Origin of the sequence: Mesorhizobium sp. M1D.F.Ca.ET.231.01.1.1 (assembly GCF_003999155.2) — a bacterium.
GTDB lineage: Bacteria > Pseudomonadota > Alphaproteobacteria > Rhizobiales > Rhizobiaceae > Mesorhizobium.
In genome coordinates, this window is the sequence record NZ_RZOZ02000009.1 from 138,292 (window position 1) to 158,262 (window position 19,971).

The following is a 19,971-nucleotide window of genomic DNA, read 5'->3' on the forward strand; positions in this document are numbered from 1 at the left end:
CGGAACGACAGTGAAAACCATATCCCGATCGGAGCCGGGCAGGGGGTCCCGCCGGTTCGCCGGCCGCGGCTGGCTCGTGCCCTTCATCGCCGTTTGCGGTCAGCTTGCTTTTTCCGGCGCGGCCGGCACGGCGGCCGCCAAGAGCAGCGCGCCACCGGTCGAAGCCGCCGCCAAGCCCGAAATCGCGCCGACGGCCTTCGAACTGCAGCTTCTCTATGCCGATCGCACGTGGAACTGGAAGAACGGTGCGGCCTATTTCGGCCTCGACCGGCGCCTGCAGGCCTGGACGGCCGGCCAGGACAAGCCGGCCGTCGCCGAAGGCCGCTGGCTGCTGACCGACACCGGCAAGATGTGCATGGAGCTTGCCTGGAGATCCAAGACCTACACCACCAAGCCGCAGCGCACCTGCTACAGCCATCGCATAGAGAGCGGCAAGATCGAGCAGCGCAAGGATCCGGACGGCGAGTGGTACGATTTCAAGCACGCCAAGGACGATCCCGCCGACGAGCATCAAAAATTCCAGACCGGCAACACCAAGGGCGCGCAGTTCGACGAAACCCGCAAGCTGGTCGACAGCAAGGGATAGCTGCCGGCACCTGGAGCGGTTCGGCATTCCCGTGGAAAGCCGAACCGCTTCGGTCCGCACCCGAATAGAAGAGGCTCGCTGAGACAAGCCCTCAACCCAGCTCAGCGAGCCCGCGCCCCGACACAGTACTCACAGGGACGACTGCCGGCCTTGCGGGCTGGCGTTTTTCACCGGCGTTCTTGCCGCGCGGCGTGCGCTTTGCGCGCGAGACGGCGGCGGAGGCGTTGAAAGCCTTGGGTGTCTGGGCCGGCTGCAGCCCGAAGAAGGGCGCGGCTGTCCTGACGATGGTGTCGATATCGGAAAGTTCCGCCACGAAGCCCAGCTGCTCGCGCGCGAGGCTCGGATCGGCGAACAGTCCGGCCGGGTCGCCCGGCCGGCGCGGTTTGTAGGAGACCGGGACCGGCCGGGCCGTGATGCGGCCGACGGCCTCGAGGATCTCCTTGATCGAGATGCCCCGACCGGTGCCGAGATTGACCGACAGGCTGGCGCCACCGGCCTCGAGATGCATCAATGCCATGAGATGCGCGCGGGCGAGGTCGCTGACATGGATGTAGTCGCGCACGCAGGTGCCATCCGCTGTCCTGTAGTCGGTCCCGAACACCTCGATCGCCTCGATCAGGCCGGACGCCGCCATCAGCACCCTCGGAATGAGGTGGGTTTCGGGCGTATGCCACTCGCCAAGCTCGCCTTCGGGATCGGCGCCGCAGGCGTTGAAGTAGCGAAGGATCGCGTATTTCATGCCGTAGGCCGCGCCGCAGTCCTTGATGATCTCTTCGCACATCAGCTTGCTGCGGCCATAGGGGCTGATCGGTTTCTGCGAGCAGGCTTCGCTGACCGGCAGCGCCTCGGGCACCCCGTAGGTCGCGCAGCTCGAGGAGAAGATCACCTTGTCGATGCCGTTTGCCCGCGCCGCGTCCAGCACCGCGACGGTGCCGGCGACATTGGTCGAGTAATAGTCCGCCGGCTCGCTGACCGACTCGCCGACATAGGCAAGGGCGGCGAAGTGGACGATCGCCCGTGGCTGGTGGGCGTCGATCGCCCGCTGCAGCGCCTCGCGGTCGCGGATGTCGCCGACGACCAGCGGACCCCAGCCGACGGCCTTCTCGTTGCCGCGGCTCAAATTGTCGTAGACCACCGGCAGGTAGCCCGCCGCCGAGAGCAGCTTTGAGGTGTGGCTGCCGATGAAGCCGGCGCCACCCGTCACCAGAACCGGGTGGCGGGTCGTCATGCCGTTGCCTCCCTGGCGGAAGATGCCTCGACGTCGCGCGGGACGACAGGCCGGCGGCCGCCCAGAAGGGCGTCGAAATAGGACGTGGTATGGGCGAGCCCCTCGCTCAGCGCAACCTTCGGCTCCCAGCCGAGATGCTGCCTGGCAAAGGAGATATCGGGCTTACGCTGCCTGGGGTCGTCCACCGGCAGCGGCCGGTGCACGATGCGCGAGCGTGAATTCGTATAGTCGATGACCGACTCGGCCAATTCCATGATGGTGAACTCGACAGGGTTGCCGAGATTGACCGGGTGCTGGGGGGCCACACCGGCGTTCATCAGGCGCACGAAGCCCTCAATCAGGTCGTCGACGAAGCAGAAGGAGCGCGTCTGCGAGCCGCTGCCATAGACGGTGATGTCATCGCCGCGCAGCGCCTGGACGATGAAGTTCGACACCACGCGGCCGTCGTCGGGCCGCATGCGCGGACCATAGGTGTTGAAGATGCGCGCGACGCGGACATCGATGCCGTATGTCCGCGAATAATCGAAGAACAGCGTCTCGGCCGACCGCTTGCCCTCATCGTAGCAGGAGCGCGGGCCGTGCGTGTTGACGTTGCCGAAGTAACCTTCCGGCTGCGGATGCACCAGCGGATCGCCGTAGACCTCCGAAGTCGAGGCCTGGAAGATCTTGGCGTTATGGCGCCTGGTGAGCTCCAAAAGGTTGATCGAGCCGAGCACGCTGGTCTTGAAGGTGTGGATCGGATCCGCCTGATAGTGCGGCGGAGAAGCAGGGCAGGCGAGATTGTAGATCTCGTCGACCGCAAGATCCGTGGGCAGCGTATCGATGATGTCGTGCCTGATGCAGGTGAAGGACCCGTCTCGCGCGATTCCGGCCAGGTTGTAGCCCTTGCCGGTGTGGAAATTGTCGAGCGCGATGACTTCATATCCGTCGGACAAGAGCCTTTCGCAAAGATGCGAGCCTAGAAATCCGGCTCCCCCCGCGACCAGGGCGCGGCCCCGATCGAAATTGCCCCCCCTGCGACGTCCCCCCCTGTCGAGCTTCAGAACCTTGACGACCCTACTCATGGTTTCCTCATACGCGCCGCGAACACCATCCCATCGCGGCAAGGCACGTCGCCTGGCCACGTCAGGAAAACACCACGACGATTTCCGCTCGCACGGAATCGCCCTCACCGATGTGTTTTTTTCTGAGTTCGCGGAGCTCTTGCTATACGGCTTGTTTTCGCCGCTTAGCGTCCCTTCGCCCCTAAGTCGCGATCCACGAATATGGCTGCCACCACCGCGGACTGCTCGCCCAAATTGCACACCCAACGCATATAAAAATATACCTGTGGACCGCGTAGTCAACTAAATTAGCGTTTTGTTAACCCCACTTGTTTGTGAGTGGTTAACCAGGAACGCCTCGAATGCGGGTCTCGGAGGTCCAAAGTAACGCTGCGGCGTCGACCGCCCATGCGCTATGGGCCGGCACTCGTCAGGGCGAGGACAACCAGGGCCGGAAGATGAAAAGCGCGGCCGATCTCATGGTATAAGGAGAAACGCGCTTACATGAGATCTCGCCGGGGACGCCAAGCTTGCCCGTTTTGTTTCGATGGGCGGCCGAACGCTAGATGTTCTGGGCTGAAAGCGGTACGGGACCTCTCGTGAAGCAATGCGATTGCTGTCCGAAGCCGCTCGGGCTGCAGATATGCGCGGCGTTCCCAAAATAGGGGTTGGCGCTCACGCTGGCGACCGCGGCGGGCGCGGTTCTGGTCTGAGCAACCCGATTTGGCTTCAAGCTGATCAAGGCGGCGCTGCCGCTCTGGGAGGCGCTGAATGCCGACGGCTGCCCAAAGTTGAAGTATTGGCACCCGGAAATTGCTATAGCTGTGCCAAGGATAAAAAAAGTATTGAGAAATTTACTGGATCTGAGAAATTTGTTGTTGGAGGAAGGTTTGGTTTGCTTCTCGTGAGCCATGAGCATCAAAAATCCTCTGGAGCGTGCGAGACGCTCTGTTTCGAATCACTAGCCGGAACCCCACTCGGCAAACACTATGGCAAACTTGGTTAATTTTAGCGATAGCTGATTGATTGGCTGGAAATTTTTGCTGCCCGGCAAGGGGCGCCCGAGGAGGCGGGGCGGCGTCACACCCGTTGGTTGCCGGTCCGGGCGCCGGCGCTAGCGGTGCCCGCGGGCCGCGCATGGCCCGCACCTCGCGGGCCATGCCGTCTCCTTCGGGGACTCTTGCCGCCTCGATCCTATTCTCCGCCCATATCCTTCTTGAACTGCGCGAAGTCGACCTGCATGCCGTTGAAGATGGTGCTCCAATGGCGGGTCAAGGCGGCCATGGCGACGGCCTCCTGGATCTCCTCGTCGGTGGCGCCGGCGCGCTTGGCGTTCTTGGTGTCCGACCAGATGCAATAATTGCAGGGGATCTGCGCCGCGACCGCCAGCGAGATCAGCGACTTCACCTTCGGCGGCAGCGCCGTCTTGTCGCTGAGCTCGATGGCCTTGATCTCGGCCCACGCGCCGGGCAGACCGGCTTTCGGGAACTGTTTGACGAAGCCGGGCACGCCGCCCATGGTCGACTGGATGTCCTTGATGGCGGCGTCATAGTCGTCGGCGCTGGCCGGCGCGGCCAAGGTCGCGGTGAGCGCGACTGCGGCGAGCAGCGAGGTGGAACGAAGGCTGGAATGCGCGGCTGAGACGATGCGAGAGACCGACATGCTTTTCTCCTCTGGTTTTTGTTAGCCTTACGGTGTAAGGTGGTGCGGAAGATGAACCTTACAGTGTAAGTTGTCAAGCGACGCCATGGACTCGTCGATCAAAAAAAAGCGAACACGCGGCCGGCTGTCCCGGGAGATGATCGAGGACGCCGCCTTCGAGGTGGTCGAGCGGGAAGGGCTCTCCGGCTTTTCGATGCGCAAGCTCGCCGCTGCGCTCGGCTGCGAGGCGATGAGCATCTACCATCACTTCCCCTCGCAGGCGCATCTCTACGAGGCGCTGGTCGATCGCCAGATGAGCGGGCTTGTCGTTCCCGACGACAGCCTGCCCTGGCGCGAGCGGGCACGCATCGGCATGCAGGAATTCCGGCGTGTCGCGACCGAGCATCCGGCCTTCGCGCCGTTCCTCGTGGTCTATCGCATGAACTCGCCGCCCTGCCTCGCCAAGCTGAACGCCATCATCGGCCTGTTCGCGGACGGCGGCTTCGGACCCGAGCTCAGCGCCCGTCTGTTCCGCGCCGCCGGCTACTATCTGATGGGCGCGATCCTCGACGAGACCGCCGGCTACGCCAAGGGTCCGTCGGCCGTCACCACGGTCAGCGACGAGGAGCTGGCGCGTGACTATCCCAGCGTCGTGGCCGCCGGCGCCTATTTTGGCGCCGCGGGCTTCGACAAGACTTTCGAGCTTGGCCTGGAGATGTTTCTGGACGAGATGGAGCGGATCCGCGAAGCTGCCCAGCGCGAAGCCGCAAGGAGCGGCGGCGACCGCGGCCAGACGAAGAAATAACCAGGACTTTCGATGCGCTTCCTATCGGTTCTTGTTCTCATCGCAGGCGCCGCCGTCGGCGTCTTCTACCCCTGGGCGATGAGCAATTTCTCCGGCCACGCGATCGGCACATACCGTGTCTACGATAGTAGCCGCTTTCGGCCGGTCACGGTTCAGCTCGCTGCAAGCGATGCGCCAGTCCGCGTGCTGGTCGACCTCACCGCGCGGGCCGCGCGCGTCGCCTCCCGGCAGCGCACGGTGCTGACGCTGACCGCGGCGAGCGGCGGCCGCACGGCGCTCGCCTCGACGCTCTCCTTCAACCACACCGACAATCCACGCCAGGTGAGCCCGCAACTGCCCGACAAGGTCTTTCGCGACGAGGCCGGCGTGATCGGGAAGGTCACTCCCGGTCCTTACGTCTTCACCCTCGGTCCGGGCGATGCCGATGGCATCGACATGCGCGCCGTCGACCTGATCTTGCGCGCCGGTACCACTTCGATCGACGAAAGGGCGCGGCCGGCAGGCTATGCGCTGATGGGCATCGGTCTCGTCGGGCTGGTGCTCTCGCTGGTCTTCGGCCGCGGCTCAGGCCATTCGCAAAACCCCAACTCGCAGCCGCCACCGCCGCGCTGGGGCCGCGGCGGTTCGCAAAGGTGAGGGCGGCATGAACTATCGCCACGCCTATCACGCCGGCAATTTCGCCGACGTCGTCAAGCATGCCGTGCTCAGCCGGCTGGTCGAATATCTCAAGCAGAAGGACAAGGCCTTCCGCGTCGTCGACACCCACGCCGGTATCGGCCGTTACGATCTCGCCTCGGTCGAGGCCGGCAAAACGGGTGAGTGGCAGGGCGGCATCGGCCGGCTGCTCGAGGTCACGCTCGAGCCACAGGCGGCAGCGCTCCTTCAGCCCTATCTCGAAGCGGTGCGCGCCGAAAACCCCGATGGCGGCCTGCGTTGCTATCCCGGCTCGCCGTTGGTGGTGCGCCATCTGCTGCGCAAGCAGGACCGCCTGACGGCGATCGAATTGCATTCGCAGGACGCGGCGCGGCTCAAGGCCGTTTTTGCCGGCGATTTCCAGACCAGGGTGATCGAGCTCGACGGCTGGATGGCGCTCGGCGCGCATCTGCCGCCGAAGGAGAAGCGCGGCCTGGTCCTCGTCGATCCGCCTTTCGAGGAGGAGGGCGAGTTCGCCCGTCTCGTCGAAAACCTTCGACGCGCGCACCGGCGCTGGCCGGGCGGCATCTACGCGCTCTGGTACCCGATCAAGGACCGCAAGGCGGTCGCCGCTTTCCGCGCGGCGCTGAAGGAGACGGGCATTCCAAAACTGCTCGACATCGGCTTCGAGATCCGGCCGGCCTCGAGCGAGCCCAGCCTCGATGGCAGCGGCCTGGTGGTGGCCAATCCGCCCTTCACGCTGGAGGGCGAGTTGCGGCTGATGCTCCCGGCCTTGCACAAGGTGTTGGCTGTCGGCCAGCCGTCACGCTGGACGCTGGACTGGCTGGCGGGGGAGTAAATTCTCCCTTTGAGATGGCAGTGCTGTCTAGGTATCCGTTGACACTGCGTTGGCAAACCGATATTAGATATCTAATTATACGATTATCGAAATAACTTCCTGCCCTCGATGCATCCGCGGCAACGGGTGGTTGTCGATCGCGTCGAGGGAGGAGAAGGGCGCCCTGACATTTCTCGCCCCCGCCGTAACGAGGCGGATAGCATCACCGGTCAACGCATAGCCGCCTGCCCGGCCGGGTCGCCGGCGGCGCCTTAGAAACTTCCCAACCCAAAACCCCAGCCGCAAGGACTTGCCGATGCCCAAGATGATCTTTGTCAATCTACCGGTCACCGACCTGGCTAAATCGATGGCCTTCTACAAATCGATCGGTTTTGAGAACAATCCGCAGTTCACCGACGACACCGCCGCCTGCATGGTGTGGAGCGAGGCTATCAACGTCATGCTGCTCACCCACGACAAGTGGCGCCAGTTCACCACTCGGCCGATCGCACCTCCCGGCGCCAACGAGGTGATGATTGCGCTCTCCTGTGACGGCCGGGCCGAGGTCGACGCCATGAATGATGCGGCCGCGAAGAATGGCGGCACGGCCGATGTCAATCCGGCGCAGGACCTCGGCTTCATGTACAACCGCAATCTCGCCGACCCGGATGGCCACATTTTCGAGGCGATGTGGATGGACATGTCGGCGATGTCGCAAGGCTGAGCGGCGCTTCTCTATGGAGCGCCGCCCGCCAGCGCCGAGGGCGTGACGCCCGTCAGCCTCCGGCTCTCGCGGATCAGATGCGCCTGGTCGGCATAGCCGGCCTCGACGGCAAGCAGCGCGGTCGAGGCGTCACCTGCCTTCTCGCGCAGGCGCCGGAAGCGGTGGAAGCGCAGGATGCGGTCGAGCGTTTTCGGCCCATAGCCGAAGGCGTCCTCGAAGCGCCGGCGCAGCGTCCGCTCGCTCATATGCAAGTGGCGCTGCAGGAAGGGAACCAGCGGCGTTTCCGGCGGCAGCCCTTCATCGACCACGTCGAAGGCTCTGCCCATCAGCGGATCGAGCGTCTCGCGTCCTTCCGTGTGCATGCCGATCGCCTCTTCCAATTGCCGCACCATGGCGATGAGGTCTGGCGCGGATTTGATGCGGTCCGACAACTCGCGGGCGCGTGTGCCCCAAAGCTCGCCGAGATCGAGCCGCCCGCCGACGATCTCGCCGGCCGGCACACCGAGCCAGCCGGCGGCGGCTCCCGGCCGGAAGCGGAAGCCGACGATCACCGCCCCGGCCGGCGGCCTCTCGATCTGCGGCTCCTTGTCCGGCCCGGCGATGCGGAGGCGGCCGTCGATCCACTGCAGATCGATGGTCGCGTCCGGCGTGATGACGATCGGCGGGGCAGCCTGATCATCGAGGCGATGCACCCAGACCACGGAGAAGGCGCCGGCCAGGCCTTGGGTCACGGGCCGCTCCCGAAAGAAGCCGGTGGTCTGCGCCAGGACCGGTTCCATCATTTCTCCGATCTGCTCCGCCGGATCGGTGCGACGGTGATTTTGGCCGAAATCTTCAATGCCGGCCGCGTTGTCCGTGGCAAAACCAATGCAGCCTTACGGCGCTTCATGCGCTTCTATCAGACGGCGTCCGTTTCCGAATGTGGTCACGAATATAGAAAGGAGTGAGAGAAATGAAAGCTCGCATCACCGTCATCACGCTTGGCGTCGACGATCTCGAAGCCTCGCTCAAATTCTATCGCGACGGTCTGGACCTGCCGACCGAAGGCATCATCGGGCGCGAATTCGAGCACGGCGCCGTCGCCTTCTTCGAGCTTACGGGCGGCCTGAAATTCGCGATCTTCGAACGCTCGAGCATCGCCCACGACGCCACGGTGCCAGAGAGCGGCCGCGGCCCGACCGAGTTCACCATCGGCCACAATGTGGCGTGCGAGGCCGAGGTCGACGCGGTGATGGCCGAGGCCGTCAAAGCGGGTGCACGCGTGGTCAAGCCGGCGCAAAAGACCTTTTGGGGCGGCTATGCCGGCTACTTCCAGGATCCCGACGATCATCTCTGGGAGGTCGTCTACAACCCCGCTTTCATCCCGAAGGACTGAACGACGAATCCGGGGAAGCCGACATGCCCATTGATACCGTTCAGGCGATAGGCGCGCTTCTTATCGGCGGCGTGTTCGTTTTCGCCGGCATCGAGCACTTCCTGAAATTCAAGGCGATGCGCGACTATCTGGCGAGCCGGGAATTGCCGGCTCCCGCCCTCATGCTGGCCGGCGGCTCGGCGCTCGAGATCGTCGCCGGCCTGATGCTGGCGCTCGGCTTCGCCGTGCCTTTCGCCGCCGGCGCGTTGGTTCTGTTCACGCTGGCGACGAACGTCATGTTGCTGCGCTTCTGGGCCTACGAGGAGCCGGAGCGGCAGGTGCTGCGCAATGCCTTCCTGATCAACGTCGCCGTCGTCGGCGGTCTGCTAGTGGCGGGAACGGTCTAACAAGCGGACTGCATCTGCAACGATCATTTGGGAAACCATTGTCTTCACAACCGCTTGACCGCCGCCGAGCGAATCCGCACAGTGCGCGCAATCGACCTTGAGAGGCTGTCATGACTCGCTGCGCCCATTCCGCCCTTGCTGTGCTGATTTCGCTTCTGACGCCGCTTGGCACCTCGCTCGGCTTCACCCAGGCCGCGCACGCCGCTGACTTGGGCGTCTACACGGAGGACGACGGCGGCGTCTGCGGCGAGGCCTGGGTGCTGAACAAGATCACCGACCGCTTCGCCTATCAGGTCAGGCACGTGCCGCATCTGCCCGATGTCGCGATCACCGACTTCCATCGCATCCACCAGCACCGCTACCTGCCGGCCAGCGACGAATGGCCGATCGGCCGCCGCTATTGCGGCGCCACCGTCAGCCTGTCGGATGGCCGCGACCGCACCATCTGGTACCTGATCGAGGAAGGTCAGGGCTTTGCCTCCATCGGCGACAATGTCGAGTTCTGCGTCTCGGGCTTCGATCGCTGGATGGTCTACAACGGCCGCTGCCGCGTGCTTCGGTAAAAGTCGGCTACAGCTTCTCCGACTGAGATAGACAGCTTTGGCTGCCGTCGCAGCCTTGTGGGGTTGCAAGCCAATCGCCGCATCGCTATGCAGCCCGTGTCGGAAAAGGCAGACTTGGTCTGGTAAGCCCAAGTCCTTTCGGTAACGAAAGCTCTGGTCTCTGGCCTCGTGCAAGAGATCCCCACGACGAACATCGGACGCCACTGGCGTCCATTTGTTCGTCCGTGTGGCTCTCAAATGTGAGGAACGCTCCGGTCGAACATCGACAAAGGAGCAGTTCATGCGCAATCACCACCCCTCTCTCTATGATGTCGTCATTGCCGGCGCCGGCCCCGTCGGCCTGTTTCTCGCCTGCGAGCTGCGTCTCGCGGGCCTCTCCGTGCTGGTGCTGGAACAGGCGGAGGATCCGCGTTCTCCCCTCAAACGGCTTCCATTTGGAATGCGCGGCCTCTCGGCACCTACCGTCGAAGCCCTCTACCGTCGAGGGCTGCTAAGCGATATCGCGGCGCCGCGGCCTGCGAAAGATGGCGCAGGCGCCAGCGGTGTCGCGGCCGCCGCGCACTGGATGCAGCAAGCGCGCCGGCCAGCCGGCCATTTCGCCGGCATTCAGTTTTACCATGAGGACATCGACACCTCGAAGTGGCGGTATCGCCTGCCAGGCCCGGCCGGCACCAACTTGGCAATCGATATGGAATCCCTCGAGCGTGTGCTGGCGGCACGCGCGAACACCATGGGCGCCGAGATCAGGCGGGGCCTTGGCGTCGAGGGGCTCGACCAGTTCGATAACGACGTGGCGATACGCGCGGGCGGCGAGACCTTCCGCGGACGCTGGCTCGTCGGTTGCGACGGCGGCCGCAGCGCGGTACGCAAGGCTGGCGGCTTCGAGGTTACCGGCACCGAGCCGGAGTTCACCGGCTATTCCGTCGAAGTCGAGATGACTGATCCTGATAAGCTTCGCCTCGGCCGCCACTACACCCCGACGGGCATGTATACCTTTTCGAAGCCCGGGACGATCGCGATGGTCGAGTTCGACGGCGGCGCTTTCCATCGGACCCTGCCGCTTGCGCCGGAGCATGTACAGGCGGTGCTTCGCCGTGTTTCCGGCACCGACGTCACCGTAACCGGTCTTCGGCTTGCCACAACCTGGACGGATCGCGCTTTTCAGGCGACGACCTATCGCAACGGGCGGGTGCTGCTCGCGGGCGAGGCGGCGCATATCCATTCGCCATTGGGTGGTCAGGGCCTCAACCTCGGGCTCGGCGACGCGATGAACCTTGGATGGAAGCTTGCCGCCACAATACGCGGCGACGCGCCGGCCGACCTGCTCGACACCTATTCGAGCGAGCGGCATCCGGTTGGTGCGCAGGTCCTTGACTGGTCGCGCGCCCAGGTCGCACTGATGCGACCGACCCGCAGCACACGCGCGCTGGAAGCCATCATCCGCGATCTCGTCGATACCCGCGACGGCGCGACTTACTTCGCCGAGCGCGTGTGGGGCGTCTCGCTGCGCTATGACCTCGATGGCGACCACCCGCTGGTTGGCCGCAGCGTTCCTGATTTCGAACTGGCTGACGGGACGAAGATCGGCGATCTGCTCGGGACAGGTAAGGGTCTCTTGCTGGATTTCGAATCCCGCGCTTCGCTGCAGGCGCTCGGCAGCCGCTGGAGTGGACGCATCGCCTATGTCGCCGGCGAGGCCAGGGACCGGTTGGGCTTGAGCGCCGTGCTGGTGCGCCCCGACGGTTTCGTTGCCTGGGCCAACGAGGTTGCCGCCGCCGACAGCGAGGAAGCTTTCACGGCCGCCTCGCGTTGGTTCGGCGAACCAGGCTATGTACCAACGTGACCTCTCCGGGAGGATGTGAGGGTGGATCACGTTGTTCGCTGTGCACCGGCCATGCGCGCATCGGCCCTGGCGAGCAGCAGGGCGCGCTCCCTGTCATTGCCGGTCAATTCGGCGGCGGGGCGGAATTCGGCGCGCGCTTCCTTCGTTCGTCCGAGCTTCTCCGGCAGGTCGCCGCGCACCGTGGGCAAGAGATACGAGTCCTTGAGGCGCGCCTCGTCCTGCAGCGCGCCGGCGATGGCGAGGCCCTACGCTGGTCCAAACGCCATGCCGACCGCCACCGCGCGGTTGAGTTCGAGCAACTGACGCCGCGCCGCATCGGCGCCTGCGCCGTCGTCGCGCTCGGCGCGATCTGCCTCGGCTATCAGAGTTGCCTCCGCCGATCGCGGGATCTCGCCGGCGTCACGCCCGCGCGCCCTGACCGGACAGATAGGCGCAGATCAGTTCGGCGAGCTGCTTCTGTATCTCCGGCGCATCGAGCATGTTGCGGCGGGCCGCATTGTGGATGACGCCCTCGACGGCCGAGGAGAGCACGCGCGCCATAGTCTCGGTATCCTTCTTGCGCCGGCGGTATTGCGCGACCGCCGATGCATAGTGCTCGAGGTAGCGGGCCTGGAACGAGGCATGCGCGGCGCGCGAGCCGCGGTCGCCCGGCGCCTCGTCGAGCAGCACCTGATGCAGCGTCGGGTGAATGCTGTGCGCGGCGATCATGCCGCGCACAAGCTCGCGCGCGAATTGCCGGAGCGGCTTCTCCTCGGCCGCCGCTTCGCGGATGACCGACAGCACATGGTCGAAGTGGCGGCGCCGGATCGCGTCGACCAGTGCGAGCTTGTCCGGGAAATACTGATAGAGCGAGCCGATGCTCACACCCGCGGCCTCGGCCACCTTGTTGGTGCTGAAGCCCGCCCAGCCGATCTCGCTCAGAACGCGAGCACCTGCTTCAATTATCGCCTCGACGGTGGCGACCGAGCGCGCCTGGCGCGGCTCCTTGCGCATGCGCGGGGCTGGCTTTGCAATGCGAGTAGACATCCTGCCGTGTCTCCCGAGAATATAAACAAGATACTCACATCTATTTCCAGCGCAAACGGAGCCGGACGGATGAGTGCCAGGATGTTGCTGAAGGGTCTGCTTGCCTACCAGGCCTGGGCCAATGACGAACTCTTGGAGAAGCTCGCCGGTCTTGACCCGCGCCGCAACGCGAGGGAACGCCATGCCGCGCTGAGGCTGATGAACCATAGCCATGTCGTGTCGCGGATATTTGCGGCGCATCTCACAGGCGTCGCGCATGGCTACCGGAGCGACAACACAGACGAGACGCCGGCGCCGGCCGAGCTTTGCGCCGCCATGGCGGAAAGCGACCGCTGGTATCTCGACTATGTCGAAACCGTTTCGGAGCAACGGCTTGCGGAGCCGGTCGCCTTCACCTTCACCGACGGCGACAGAGGCTGCATGACGAGGCAGGAGATGCTGTCTCATGTCGTCCTGCACGGCAGTTATCATCGCGGTGAGGTCGGCCGCATGCTGTCCGGTATCGCAGTCCCGCCGCCTTGGGACACCTATGCCGTGCATCTGCATCGGGCCGAGCCGTCGCGTCGCCTGCGCAGTGAGCCGGAGCCGCTCGACGCCTGACGCGGCATTGCCAGAATGCGAGCAATAAGCTCACCTTGGAGTCGGCAAGCTTTGCCAGGGAACTGGCTCGCTTCTGCTTCCTCCTGACCTGTAGATCTTTAAGATGGACAAGATGAAACTGTCGCTGCGCCGCTGCTTCTCCATTGTGAGCAGCTTGCTCACATTTTGCTGTTCGCGCAGCACCAAGGATGTCTGGATGATCGGGCGATAGAAAGCGTCGGGAATTCTCGGAGATCCAATTTCACTTCGATCGGCAAAGATTCGCTGTCGTTTTTTGCGTCATTACCCTTGTCAGCACGTCTTGTGTAACCAAAATTCAATAACTGAAACTCATTGTGTTGCTTCGCTGGCTAGATAGCCGCGAGTCAGATATGCATGAGCACGCCGGGTCACTCACGACCTTCGGCAAAACGCAAGGGGCATCGCATGGCAAAGACGACAACCAAGGCGCCGGCGGCGAAAGCGCCGGCAAAGAAAGCGGCACCGAAGGCTGCCGCGAAACCCGCAGCAGTGAAGAAGGCAGCGCCGAAGGCAGCCGCCAAGGCTCCGGCGAAGGCCGCGGCGAAGCCCGCCGCCGCCAAGAAGCCGGCCGTCAAGGCAGCAGCCAAGCCCGCCGCAAAGGCAGCGGCGAAGCCCGCCGCCAAGGCAGCAGCGAAGCCTGCCGCCAAGAAGCCGGCAGCGAAGGCTGCGGCCAAGCCCGCCGCCAAGGCGCCGATGAAAGCGGCAGCCGCCAAGTCGACGGCAGCCGTGAAGAAGGCCGCGCCTGCCAAGAAGGCGCCGGCCAAGAAGTAATCGCGTAGCTCCGCTCGCGACACGGAAAGGGTGGGGGCGGACGCCGTCGGCGTCCCTCTCGCCAGTTCGGCGTCACAGCGGGCGAAGCGGATCGGCGAACGCCTTTCCTGAAGCTCCTGGAAATTTGCCGCCCGGCAAACTTCCGGGAGCTTTTTTGTTGCCCGGCTTCCTTTGTTGTCGGAGCATTGGCTACCCGGTTTCACGGTGCTGGCCGTTGCTCTGACGGGAGCATTCGGTCAACAGTGCGCGCAGAAAACTGGGAAACCGATCATGCCGAAGCTGCTCTACGCCTCCGCCTCTCCCTACAGTTCGAAGGTCCGCATGGCCGCCGCCTATGCCGGCATCGCCATCGACCTCGTTCCGGTCAAGACGGAGGACAAGCCGGCGGAATTGATATCGGCCAATCCGCTCGGCAAGATCCCGGTGCTGGTGCTTGAGGACGGCCGCACCATCCATGACAGCCGGGCGATCACCCAGCATCTTAACCGGCTGTCGAAGAACGCGCTGTTCCCGCGCAATTCCGACAAGCGGCTCGAGGCCGAAGTGCTGGAGGCGCTGGCCGACGGCATCTGCGACTGCGCGCTGTCGATGGTCTATGAGCGGCGCACGCGCCCGGACACGATGGTCTATCAGCCCTGGCTCGACCGGCAGTGGACGAAGATCACCGCCGCGCTCGATCTCCTCAACGCCAACCCGCCGAAGCTGCCCAAGAAGATCACCGCCGGCCAGATGGCGTTGCGCGCTACCCTCGGCTATCTCGCCTTGCGCTTTGGCGGCCAGTGGGAGAAGGGCCGCGGCCGGCTTACCCGCTGGGCCGCGCGCTTCGACGAGAAGTTCCCCGAGTTGAAGGGATGCGTGCCGGGCTAAATACAGCTGATCTCCCCCCACAAGGGAGCAGATCAGCAGCTTCGCCGCAGCGCCTCCACTTGAATCCCTACCCGCATCCGTGCTTGCCTGTCGCGCAAAACGCGGAGGGCTGAGCATGGCGAGGTCGGTCACCAAAATCAGCGCCGTCGACCCCATGGTCGAGCGCCTGCGCGCGGCCCTCGGTCAACGCGCCTTCACCGAACAAAAGATGTTCGGCGGCACCTGCTTCATGCTCAACGGCAACATGCTGATCGGCACCTCGAAGCGCGGGCTCTTGGTGCGTGTCGGCAAGGAGGCGCACGCGGTCGCCGCCGCGCAGCCCCATGCGCGACCGATGGAAATGGGCGGGCGCTCGATGGAAGGCTATGTCCATGTCGCGCCGGAAGGCACGGCCACCGATGCCGACCTCGCCGGCTGGCTCGACCGCGCGCTGGCCTTCGTCGAAACACTGCCGCCGAAAGACAAGTCCGCCAAGGTCGCAAAGAAGCGCGTGTAAGGAGATCGCGCAGTCTATGCAGTCTACCTTGTGCCGCATCGGCCGATGTCGGACCGGCTCGGCAACGGGAGGGAGCCATGGCAGTTCTAGCGGGGCATTGCATGTGCGGTGCCGTCACCTGGACATATTCCGGCGAGATCACACGCAATCTGGTCTGCTACTGTGCCGATTGCCAGCGCGCCACCTCTTCTCCCTTCACCGCATTCATGGGCATGAAGCCGCAGCAACTGACCTGGGCCGGCGACATCCGGCACTATGAAAGCAGTCCGAACACCTTTCGCGGTTTCTGCCCGTCCTGCGGCACGAGGCTCTATTTCCGCTCCGACAGATGGTCTCACGAGATTCACGTTCACGCCGCCACCATGACCAACCCCGAGGACTACCGGCCCGATGCGCAGGTCCTCATCCGCTCGCGGATGGAATGGCTGGACCGGCTGCCGTCGATTCCCGCCCATGACGGTTTCCAGCAACAGCCGTCGGTTCACCCGCCTGTCGAGACATGTTGAGTTCCAGAAGCACCGTCCACAGCCAACAAAAAAAGCCGGGCGCGAGGCCCGGCTTTTTTCGTGTCGTGGCTTGGACGACTTAGAACTTCATACCGACGCCGAAAGTGACGCGGTTGTCCTTCGACTTGACGTTGCCGAGGGCGCCGAAATCCTTGTCGCCGTAGTCGGTGTAGCGGTACTCGACGCGGCCGAACACGTTGTCCGTGATCTTGATGTCGGTGCCGACGCCGGCGGTCCAGCCCAGCATCGCCTTGCTCTCGTCGGTCGAGGTGACGCTGTCCGTGATCTTCTGGTTCTTGGCGGCGAGACCGCCGGTGCCATAGAGCAGGATTTCCGGGGTCACCGAATAGCCGAGACGGGCACGCAGCGAGCCTTCGAGACCGCCCTTGGCATTGATGCCGGCGCTGTCGCCCTTGACGCCATTGTAGCCGAGATCGGCTTCAGCACCGTAGACGAAGTTCTCCTGCTGCCACTGGTAGCCGCCGAAGACGCCGCCGATGAAGCCCTTGGTCTTCACGTTGACGCCGGCGTCGCGGGCATCGGCATGGCCGCTGAAGCCGTAGCCGAGGCTGATACCGGCATAGGGGCCGGCCCAGGAAGCGACGGGGAGTTCGGCAACCGGAGCGGGGGCCGGCGGCTCTTCCGAGACCACGTCTGCGGCATAGGCGGTACCGCCGAGGGCGAAGAGCCCGAGCGCAACCGCCAGCGGCCGCGCAAACTTGAGATTGGCTTGCATTGTTGTTTACTCCTTAAGCCACAAGACACGAGGCTTTTTATGTTCATGAATGCCCCGGCCCGTCCGGGGGGATAAACGGGCTTGGCGTTCAACGGTTCCAAATGTCGTGCTGAAATGCGGCTGAAGCTAACCTGAACTTGGGTCATTCCCCGGCGCCAATGAGGCTGAAAGGTGACGTTGCATCTTCGCAACAGCGAATGTCAGCAGGCTAATCATGTTGCCCTGCACACCGCTTGGTTCAAGGGGTCCAGCAGCATATATAGATTTATGACGGACCCGAATCCGGGCCGGGCGAGAGCGTGTATCGGCCGCTTCGCCATATTCCCGCCCCAGGTGGAAATGGTGTTTAACACCTTGCTCCGTCATATTGTGCCGGCTTCCCGGAATCGTGAAGCCGATTGAGGATTGACAACATGAGACAAGCCGCTGGCGTGGCGCTGGTGACGGGCGGAGCGAAAAGGATCGGCAAGGCGATCGTCGAGGATCTGGCCGCGCACGGTTTTGCCGTCGCCATCCACGCAAACCGTTCGGGCGACGAAGCCGAGGCCTTGGCCGGGCGCATCAGGGGCGAGGGCGGCCGCGCCGCCGTGGTTGCGGCCGACCTCACCGACATGGACGCCGTCGGCGATCTCGTCGGCCGCTCCGAGGCTGCCCTCGGCCCGGTCACGCTGCTCGTCAACAACGCCTCGCAGTTCGTCGACGACCGGGTCGAGGATTTCGACTGGCAGGCCTGGGACCGTCACTTCGCCATCCATGTGAAGGCGCCGGCGCTGCTGGCGCAGAACTTTGCCCGCGCCTTGCCGGAAGGCGCCGACGGCCTGATCGTCAACATCATCGACCAGCGTGTCTGGCGGCCGACGCCGCGCTATTTCTCCTATGCGCTGTCGAAATCGGCCTTGTGGACGCAGACGCAAATGCTGGCGCAGGCGCTGGGGCCGCGCATTCGCGTCAACGCCATCGGCCCGGGCCCGACGCTCAAGAACAAGCGCCAGGACGACGATGATTTCGGCAAGCAGGTCGAAGGCCTGATCCTGAAGCGCGGTCCGCAATTGCCGGAATTCGGTGCCACCATCCGCTACCTCTGGGAAGCGCGCTCCGTCACCGGCCAGATGATCGCGCTCGACGGCGGCCAGCATCTTGCATGGCAGACGCCCGATGTGACAGGCATGGTGGAATGAGTCCTGCCCAAAAACATAAGCGAAACGGCGCCGCCGACGATCTGCCCCCCGATGTCGACCCCGAGATCGACATGGAGGACGAGGCCGCGGAGGAGATCGTCGAGCCGGAGGCGGTTCCCGCCGGTCCCGATGTCGCCTTCACCGCGATAGACTGGACGCCGCATGCCGGCGACGCCGACGGCATGGTCGGCGCTGAGGTGATCCAGACCTTAGTCAAGCGGCTGCCCAATCAGCCGGGCGTCTATCGCATGATGAACGCTGCCGGCGACGTGCTCTATGTCGGCAAGGCGCGCAGCCTGAAGAAGCGCGTCACCAACTACGCCCAGGGGCGTTTCCACACCGCCCGCATCGGCCGCATGGTGCGCGAGACGGTGACGATGGAGTTCGTCGTCACCCGCACCGAGATCGAGGCGCTGCTGCTCGAGGCCAACCTCATCAAGCGTCTGCGGCCCCGCTTCAACGTGCTGATGCGGGACGACAAGTCGTTCCCCTACATCCTGCTCACCGGCGACCACGTCTCGCCCGGCATCTACAAGCATCGCGGCGCGCGCTCGCGCAAGGGCGACTATTTCGGCCCCTTCGCGTCGGCCGGCGCGGTCGGGCGCACAATCAATTCGCTGCAGCGCGCCTTCCTGCTTCGAAGCTGCACGGATTCCTTCTACGAGAACCGCACGCGGCCCTGCCTGCTTTACCAGATCAAGCGCTGCGCCGGACCTTGCACCGGCGAGATTTCGCATCAGGCCTATGGCGAGCTGGTTGCCGAGGCGAAGGACTTTCTCTCCGGCCGCAGCCAGAAGGTGAAGACCGAGATCTCGGCCGCCATGCAGCAGGCCTCGCAAGAGCTCGATTTCGAGCGCGCCGCCATCTATCGCGACCGCCTCGCGGCGCTCTCGCATGTGCAGGCGCATCAGGGCATCAACCCGCAAACGGTCGAGGAGGCGGACGTCTTCGCCATCCACCAGGAAGGTGGCCAGACCTGCATCCAGGTGTTTTTCTTCCGCACCGGCCAGAACTGGGGCAACCGCGCCTATTTCCCCAAGGCCGATCCGGCGCTTGAGCCGGCCGAGGTGCTGGGCTCGTTCCTGGCGCAGTTCTACGACGACAAATTGCCCGCGCGGACGCTCCTCCTTTCCCACGCGGTGCAGGAGCAGGAGCTGCTCGCCGAGGCGCTCTCCACCCGCGCCGGCCGCAGGATAGCGATCTCGGTGCCGCAGCGCGGCGAGAAGAAGGATCTGACCGACCACGCGCTGCAGAACGCGCGCGAGGCGCTCGGCCGCAGGCTGGCGGAAACCTCCACCCAGGCGCGGCTGCTGCAAGGTTTTGCCGAGACCTTCGGCCTCGCAAAGCAGCCCGTGCGCATCGAGGTCTACGACAACTCGCACATCATGGGCACAAATGCGGTCGGCGCGATGGTCGTCGCCGGGCCGGAAGGTTTCGTGAAGAACCAGTACCGGAAATTCAACATCCGCTCGACCGAGATCACGCCGGGCGACGATTTCGGCATGATGCGCGAGGTGATGGAGCGGCGCTTCTCGCGGCTGCTCAGGGAGCACAGCGATGCCAAGTCTTCAGGCGGGGCGGGCCAGGAAGCCGAGGACGATGCGGCCGAGGATCTCGTCGAGGGAAACGGCAGTTTCCCGGCCTGGCCCGACGTCATCCTGATCGATGGCGGCCAGGGCCAGATGACGGCGGTGCGCAAGATCCTGTCCGATCTCGGCATCGAGGATCGCGTCGTGGCCATCGGCATCGCCAAGGGACCGGACCGCGACGCCGGGCGCGAGCGCTTCTTCGTCAAGGGCCGGGATTCTTTCATGCTGCCGGTGCGCGATCCGGTGCTCTATTTCGTCCAGCGCCTGCGCGACGAGGTGCACCGCTTCGCCATCGGCTCGCACCGGGCGCGGCGCAAGAAGGAGATGGTGAAAAGCCCGCTCGACGAGATCGCCGGCATCGGTCCCGGCCGCAAGCGGGCGCTGCTGCTTGCTTTCGGCACAGCCAAGGCGGTCAGCCGCGCCGCGGTCGAGGACCTGGTCAAGGTCGACGGCATTTCCGAGCATGTGGCGAAGCTGGTCTACAACCATTTCCATGACAGCTGACCATTCTTGCGC

General features: G+C 64.4%; 24 protein-coding genes. 17 read left to right on the top strand and 7 right to left on the bottom strand.

Going from position 1 to position 19,971, the window contains the following annotated elements; translation table 11 throughout:
- Positions 1-10 precede the first annotated feature (10 nt).
- Positions 11-586: a DUF995 domain-containing protein gene (locus EN874_RS22830; RefSeq protein ID WP_245513629.1), complete on the top strand. Its 576-nt coding sequence runs from the start codon at positions 11-13 to the stop codon at positions 584-586.
- A gap of 91 nt (positions 587-677) precedes the next feature.
- On the opposite strand, the gene galE is transcribed toward EN874_RS22830, so the two are convergent.
- Together galE and EN874_RS22840 are read right to left on the bottom strand one after the other, a co-directional pair.
- Complete coding sequence (gene galE, locus EN874_RS22835; protein WP_127427399.1) at positions 678-1,814, bottom strand: UDP-glucose 4-epimerase GalE; 1,137 nt, start codon at positions 1,812-1,814, stop codon at positions 678-680.
- Positions 1,811-2,878, bottom strand: coding sequence for a UDP-glucuronic acid decarboxylase family protein (locus EN874_RS22840; RefSeq protein ID WP_127427400.1), 1,068 nt, complete (start codon positions 2,876-2,878; stop codon positions 1,811-1,813). The genes galE and EN874_RS22840 overlap by 4 nt, the downstream gene beginning before the upstream one ends.
- 592 nt (positions 2,879-3,470) lie before the next feature.
- On the opposite strand from EN874_RS22840, the gene EN874_RS22845 reads away from it, so the two are divergent.
- Positions 3,471-3,863, top strand: a complete 393-nt coding sequence (locus EN874_RS22845; RefSeq protein ID WP_127427401.1) for a hypothetical protein — start codon at positions 3,471-3,473, stop codon at positions 3,861-3,863.
- Positions 3,864-4,051: 188 nt separating this feature from the next.
- Here the strand turns inward: EN874_RS22845 and EN874_RS22850 are convergent, their stop codons facing one another.
- Positions 4,052-4,519 (bottom strand): carboxymuconolactone decarboxylase family protein, encoded by a 468-nt coding sequence (locus EN874_RS22850; protein WP_127427402.1) that lies wholly within the window; start codon positions 4,517-4,519, stop codon positions 4,052-4,054.
- Between the two features lie 136 nt (positions 4,520-4,655).
- On the opposite strand from EN874_RS22850, the gene EN874_RS22855 reads away from it, so the two are divergent.
- The 4 genes from EN874_RS22855 (at position 4,656) to EN874_RS22870 (ending at position 7,498) form a co-directional block, all read left to right on the top strand.
- On the top strand, positions 4,656-5,303 hold the full coding sequence (locus EN874_RS22855; RefSeq protein ID WP_245513630.1) for a TetR/AcrR family transcriptional regulator C-terminal domain-containing protein: 648 nt from the start codon (positions 4,656-4,658) through the stop codon (positions 5,301-5,303).
- A gap of 12 nt (positions 5,304-5,315) precedes the next feature.
- Positions 5,316-5,939, top strand: a complete 624-nt coding sequence (locus EN874_RS22860) for a hypothetical protein (RefSeq protein WP_127427404.1) — start codon at positions 5,316-5,318, stop codon at positions 5,937-5,939.
- A 7-nt stretch (positions 5,940-5,946) separates the two neighbouring features.
- A complete protein-coding gene (locus EN874_RS22865) occupies positions 5,947-6,795 on the top strand; it encodes a 23S rRNA (adenine(2030)-N(6))-methyltransferase RlmJ (RefSeq protein WP_127427405.1) in 849 nt (282 codons plus the stop codon).
- A gap of 295 nt (positions 6,796-7,090) precedes the next feature.
- A complete protein-coding gene (locus EN874_RS22870) occupies positions 7,091-7,498 on the top strand; it encodes a VOC family protein (RefSeq protein ID WP_127427406.1) in 408 nt (135 codons plus the stop codon).
- 11 nt (positions 7,499-7,509) lie between these two features.
- Here EN874_RS22870 and EN874_RS22875 read toward each other — a convergent pair whose 3' ends face one another.
- Positions 7,510-8,277, bottom strand: a complete 768-nt coding sequence (locus EN874_RS22875; protein ID WP_127427407.1) for a helix-turn-helix domain-containing protein — start codon at positions 8,275-8,277, stop codon at positions 7,510-7,512.
- Between the two features lie 173 nt (positions 8,278-8,450).
- Here EN874_RS22875 and EN874_RS22880 point away from each other — a divergent pair, with 173 nt between their 5' ends.
- From EN874_RS22880 to EN874_RS22895, 4 genes are all read left to right on the top strand, one after another.
- Positions 8,451-8,873, top strand: a complete 423-nt coding sequence (locus tag EN874_RS22880) for a VOC family protein (RefSeq protein ID WP_127427408.1) — start codon at positions 8,451-8,453, stop codon at positions 8,871-8,873.
- Positions 8,874-8,896: 23 nt separating this feature from the next.
- Positions 8,897-9,259 (top strand): DoxX family protein, encoded by a 363-nt coding sequence (locus EN874_RS22885; RefSeq protein ID WP_127427409.1) that lies wholly within the window; start codon positions 8,897-8,899, stop codon positions 9,257-9,259.
- 110 nt (positions 9,260-9,369) lie between these two features.
- Complete coding sequence (locus EN874_RS22890; protein WP_127427410.1) at positions 9,370-9,822, top strand: hypothetical protein; 453 nt, start codon at positions 9,370-9,372, stop codon at positions 9,820-9,822.
- A 280-nt stretch (positions 9,823-10,102) separates the two neighbouring features.
- Positions 10,103-11,665: an FAD-dependent monooxygenase gene (locus EN874_RS22895; RefSeq protein ID WP_127427411.1), complete on the top strand. Its 1,563-nt coding sequence runs from the start codon at positions 10,103-10,105 to the stop codon at positions 11,663-11,665.
- A gap of 26 nt (positions 11,666-11,691) precedes the next feature.
- Here EN874_RS22895 and EN874_RS34435 read toward each other — a convergent pair whose 3' ends face one another.
- Both EN874_RS34435 and EN874_RS22905 read right to left on the bottom strand, forming a co-directional pair.
- Complete coding sequence (locus EN874_RS34435) at positions 11,692-11,853, bottom strand: hypothetical protein (protein WP_245513632.1); 162 nt, start codon at positions 11,851-11,853, stop codon at positions 11,692-11,694.
- Positions 11,854-12,064: 211 nt separating this feature from the next.
- A complete protein-coding gene (locus tag EN874_RS22905) occupies positions 12,065-12,658 on the bottom strand; it encodes a TetR/AcrR family transcriptional regulator (RefSeq protein WP_127427532.1) in 594 nt (197 codons plus the stop codon).
- 102 nt (positions 12,659-12,760) lie between these two features.
- Here EN874_RS22905 and EN874_RS22910 point away from each other — a divergent pair, with 102 nt between their 5' ends.
- From EN874_RS22910 to EN874_RS22930, 5 genes are all read left to right on the top strand, one after another.
- The gene (locus EN874_RS22910; protein WP_127427412.1) at positions 12,761-13,291 is read left to right on the top strand and encodes a DinB family protein; all 531 of its coding nucleotides are present in this window, start codon (positions 12,761-12,763) and stop codon (positions 13,289-13,291) included.
- Positions 13,292-13,717: 426 nt separating this feature from the next.
- Positions 13,718-14,083: a histone gene (locus tag EN874_RS22915; RefSeq protein WP_127427413.1), complete on the top strand. Its 366-nt coding sequence runs from the start codon at positions 13,718-13,720 to the stop codon at positions 14,081-14,083.
- 270 nt (positions 14,084-14,353) lie between these two features.
- Positions 14,354-14,950 (top strand): glutathione S-transferase, encoded by a 597-nt coding sequence (locus EN874_RS22920; RefSeq protein ID WP_127427414.1) that lies wholly within the window; start codon positions 14,354-14,356, stop codon positions 14,948-14,950.
- Positions 14,951-15,065: 115 nt separating this feature from the next.
- Complete coding sequence (locus EN874_RS22925) at positions 15,066-15,446, top strand: TfoX/Sxy family protein (protein ID WP_127427415.1); 381 nt, start codon at positions 15,066-15,068, stop codon at positions 15,444-15,446.
- Between the two features lie 77 nt (positions 15,447-15,523).
- The gene (locus EN874_RS22930) at positions 15,524-15,952 is read left to right on the top strand and encodes a GFA family protein (protein WP_127427416.1); all 429 of its coding nucleotides are present in this window, start codon (positions 15,524-15,526) and stop codon (positions 15,950-15,952) included.
- Between the two features lie 79 nt (positions 15,953-16,031).
- On the opposite strand, the gene EN874_RS22935 is transcribed toward EN874_RS22930, so the two are convergent.
- Positions 16,032-16,688 carry an outer membrane protein gene (locus tag EN874_RS22935; RefSeq protein ID WP_126084926.1) on the bottom strand — a complete coding sequence of 219 codons (657 nt, stop codon included), beginning with the start codon at positions 16,686-16,688 and terminating at the stop codon, positions 16,032-16,034.
- 413 nt (positions 16,689-17,101) lie between these two features.
- On the opposite strand from EN874_RS22935, the gene EN874_RS22940 reads away from it, so the two are divergent.
- A complete protein-coding gene (locus EN874_RS22940) occupies positions 17,102-17,866 on the top strand; it encodes an SDR family oxidoreductase (RefSeq protein WP_127427417.1) in 765 nt (254 codons plus the stop codon).
- Complete coding sequence (uvrC, locus tag EN874_RS22945) at positions 17,863-19,959, top strand: excinuclease ABC subunit UvrC (RefSeq protein WP_127427418.1); 2,097 nt, start codon at positions 17,863-17,865, stop codon at positions 19,957-19,959. The genes EN874_RS22940 and uvrC overlap by 4 nt, the downstream gene beginning before the upstream one ends.
- Positions 19,960-19,971: the final 12 nt, after the last annotated feature.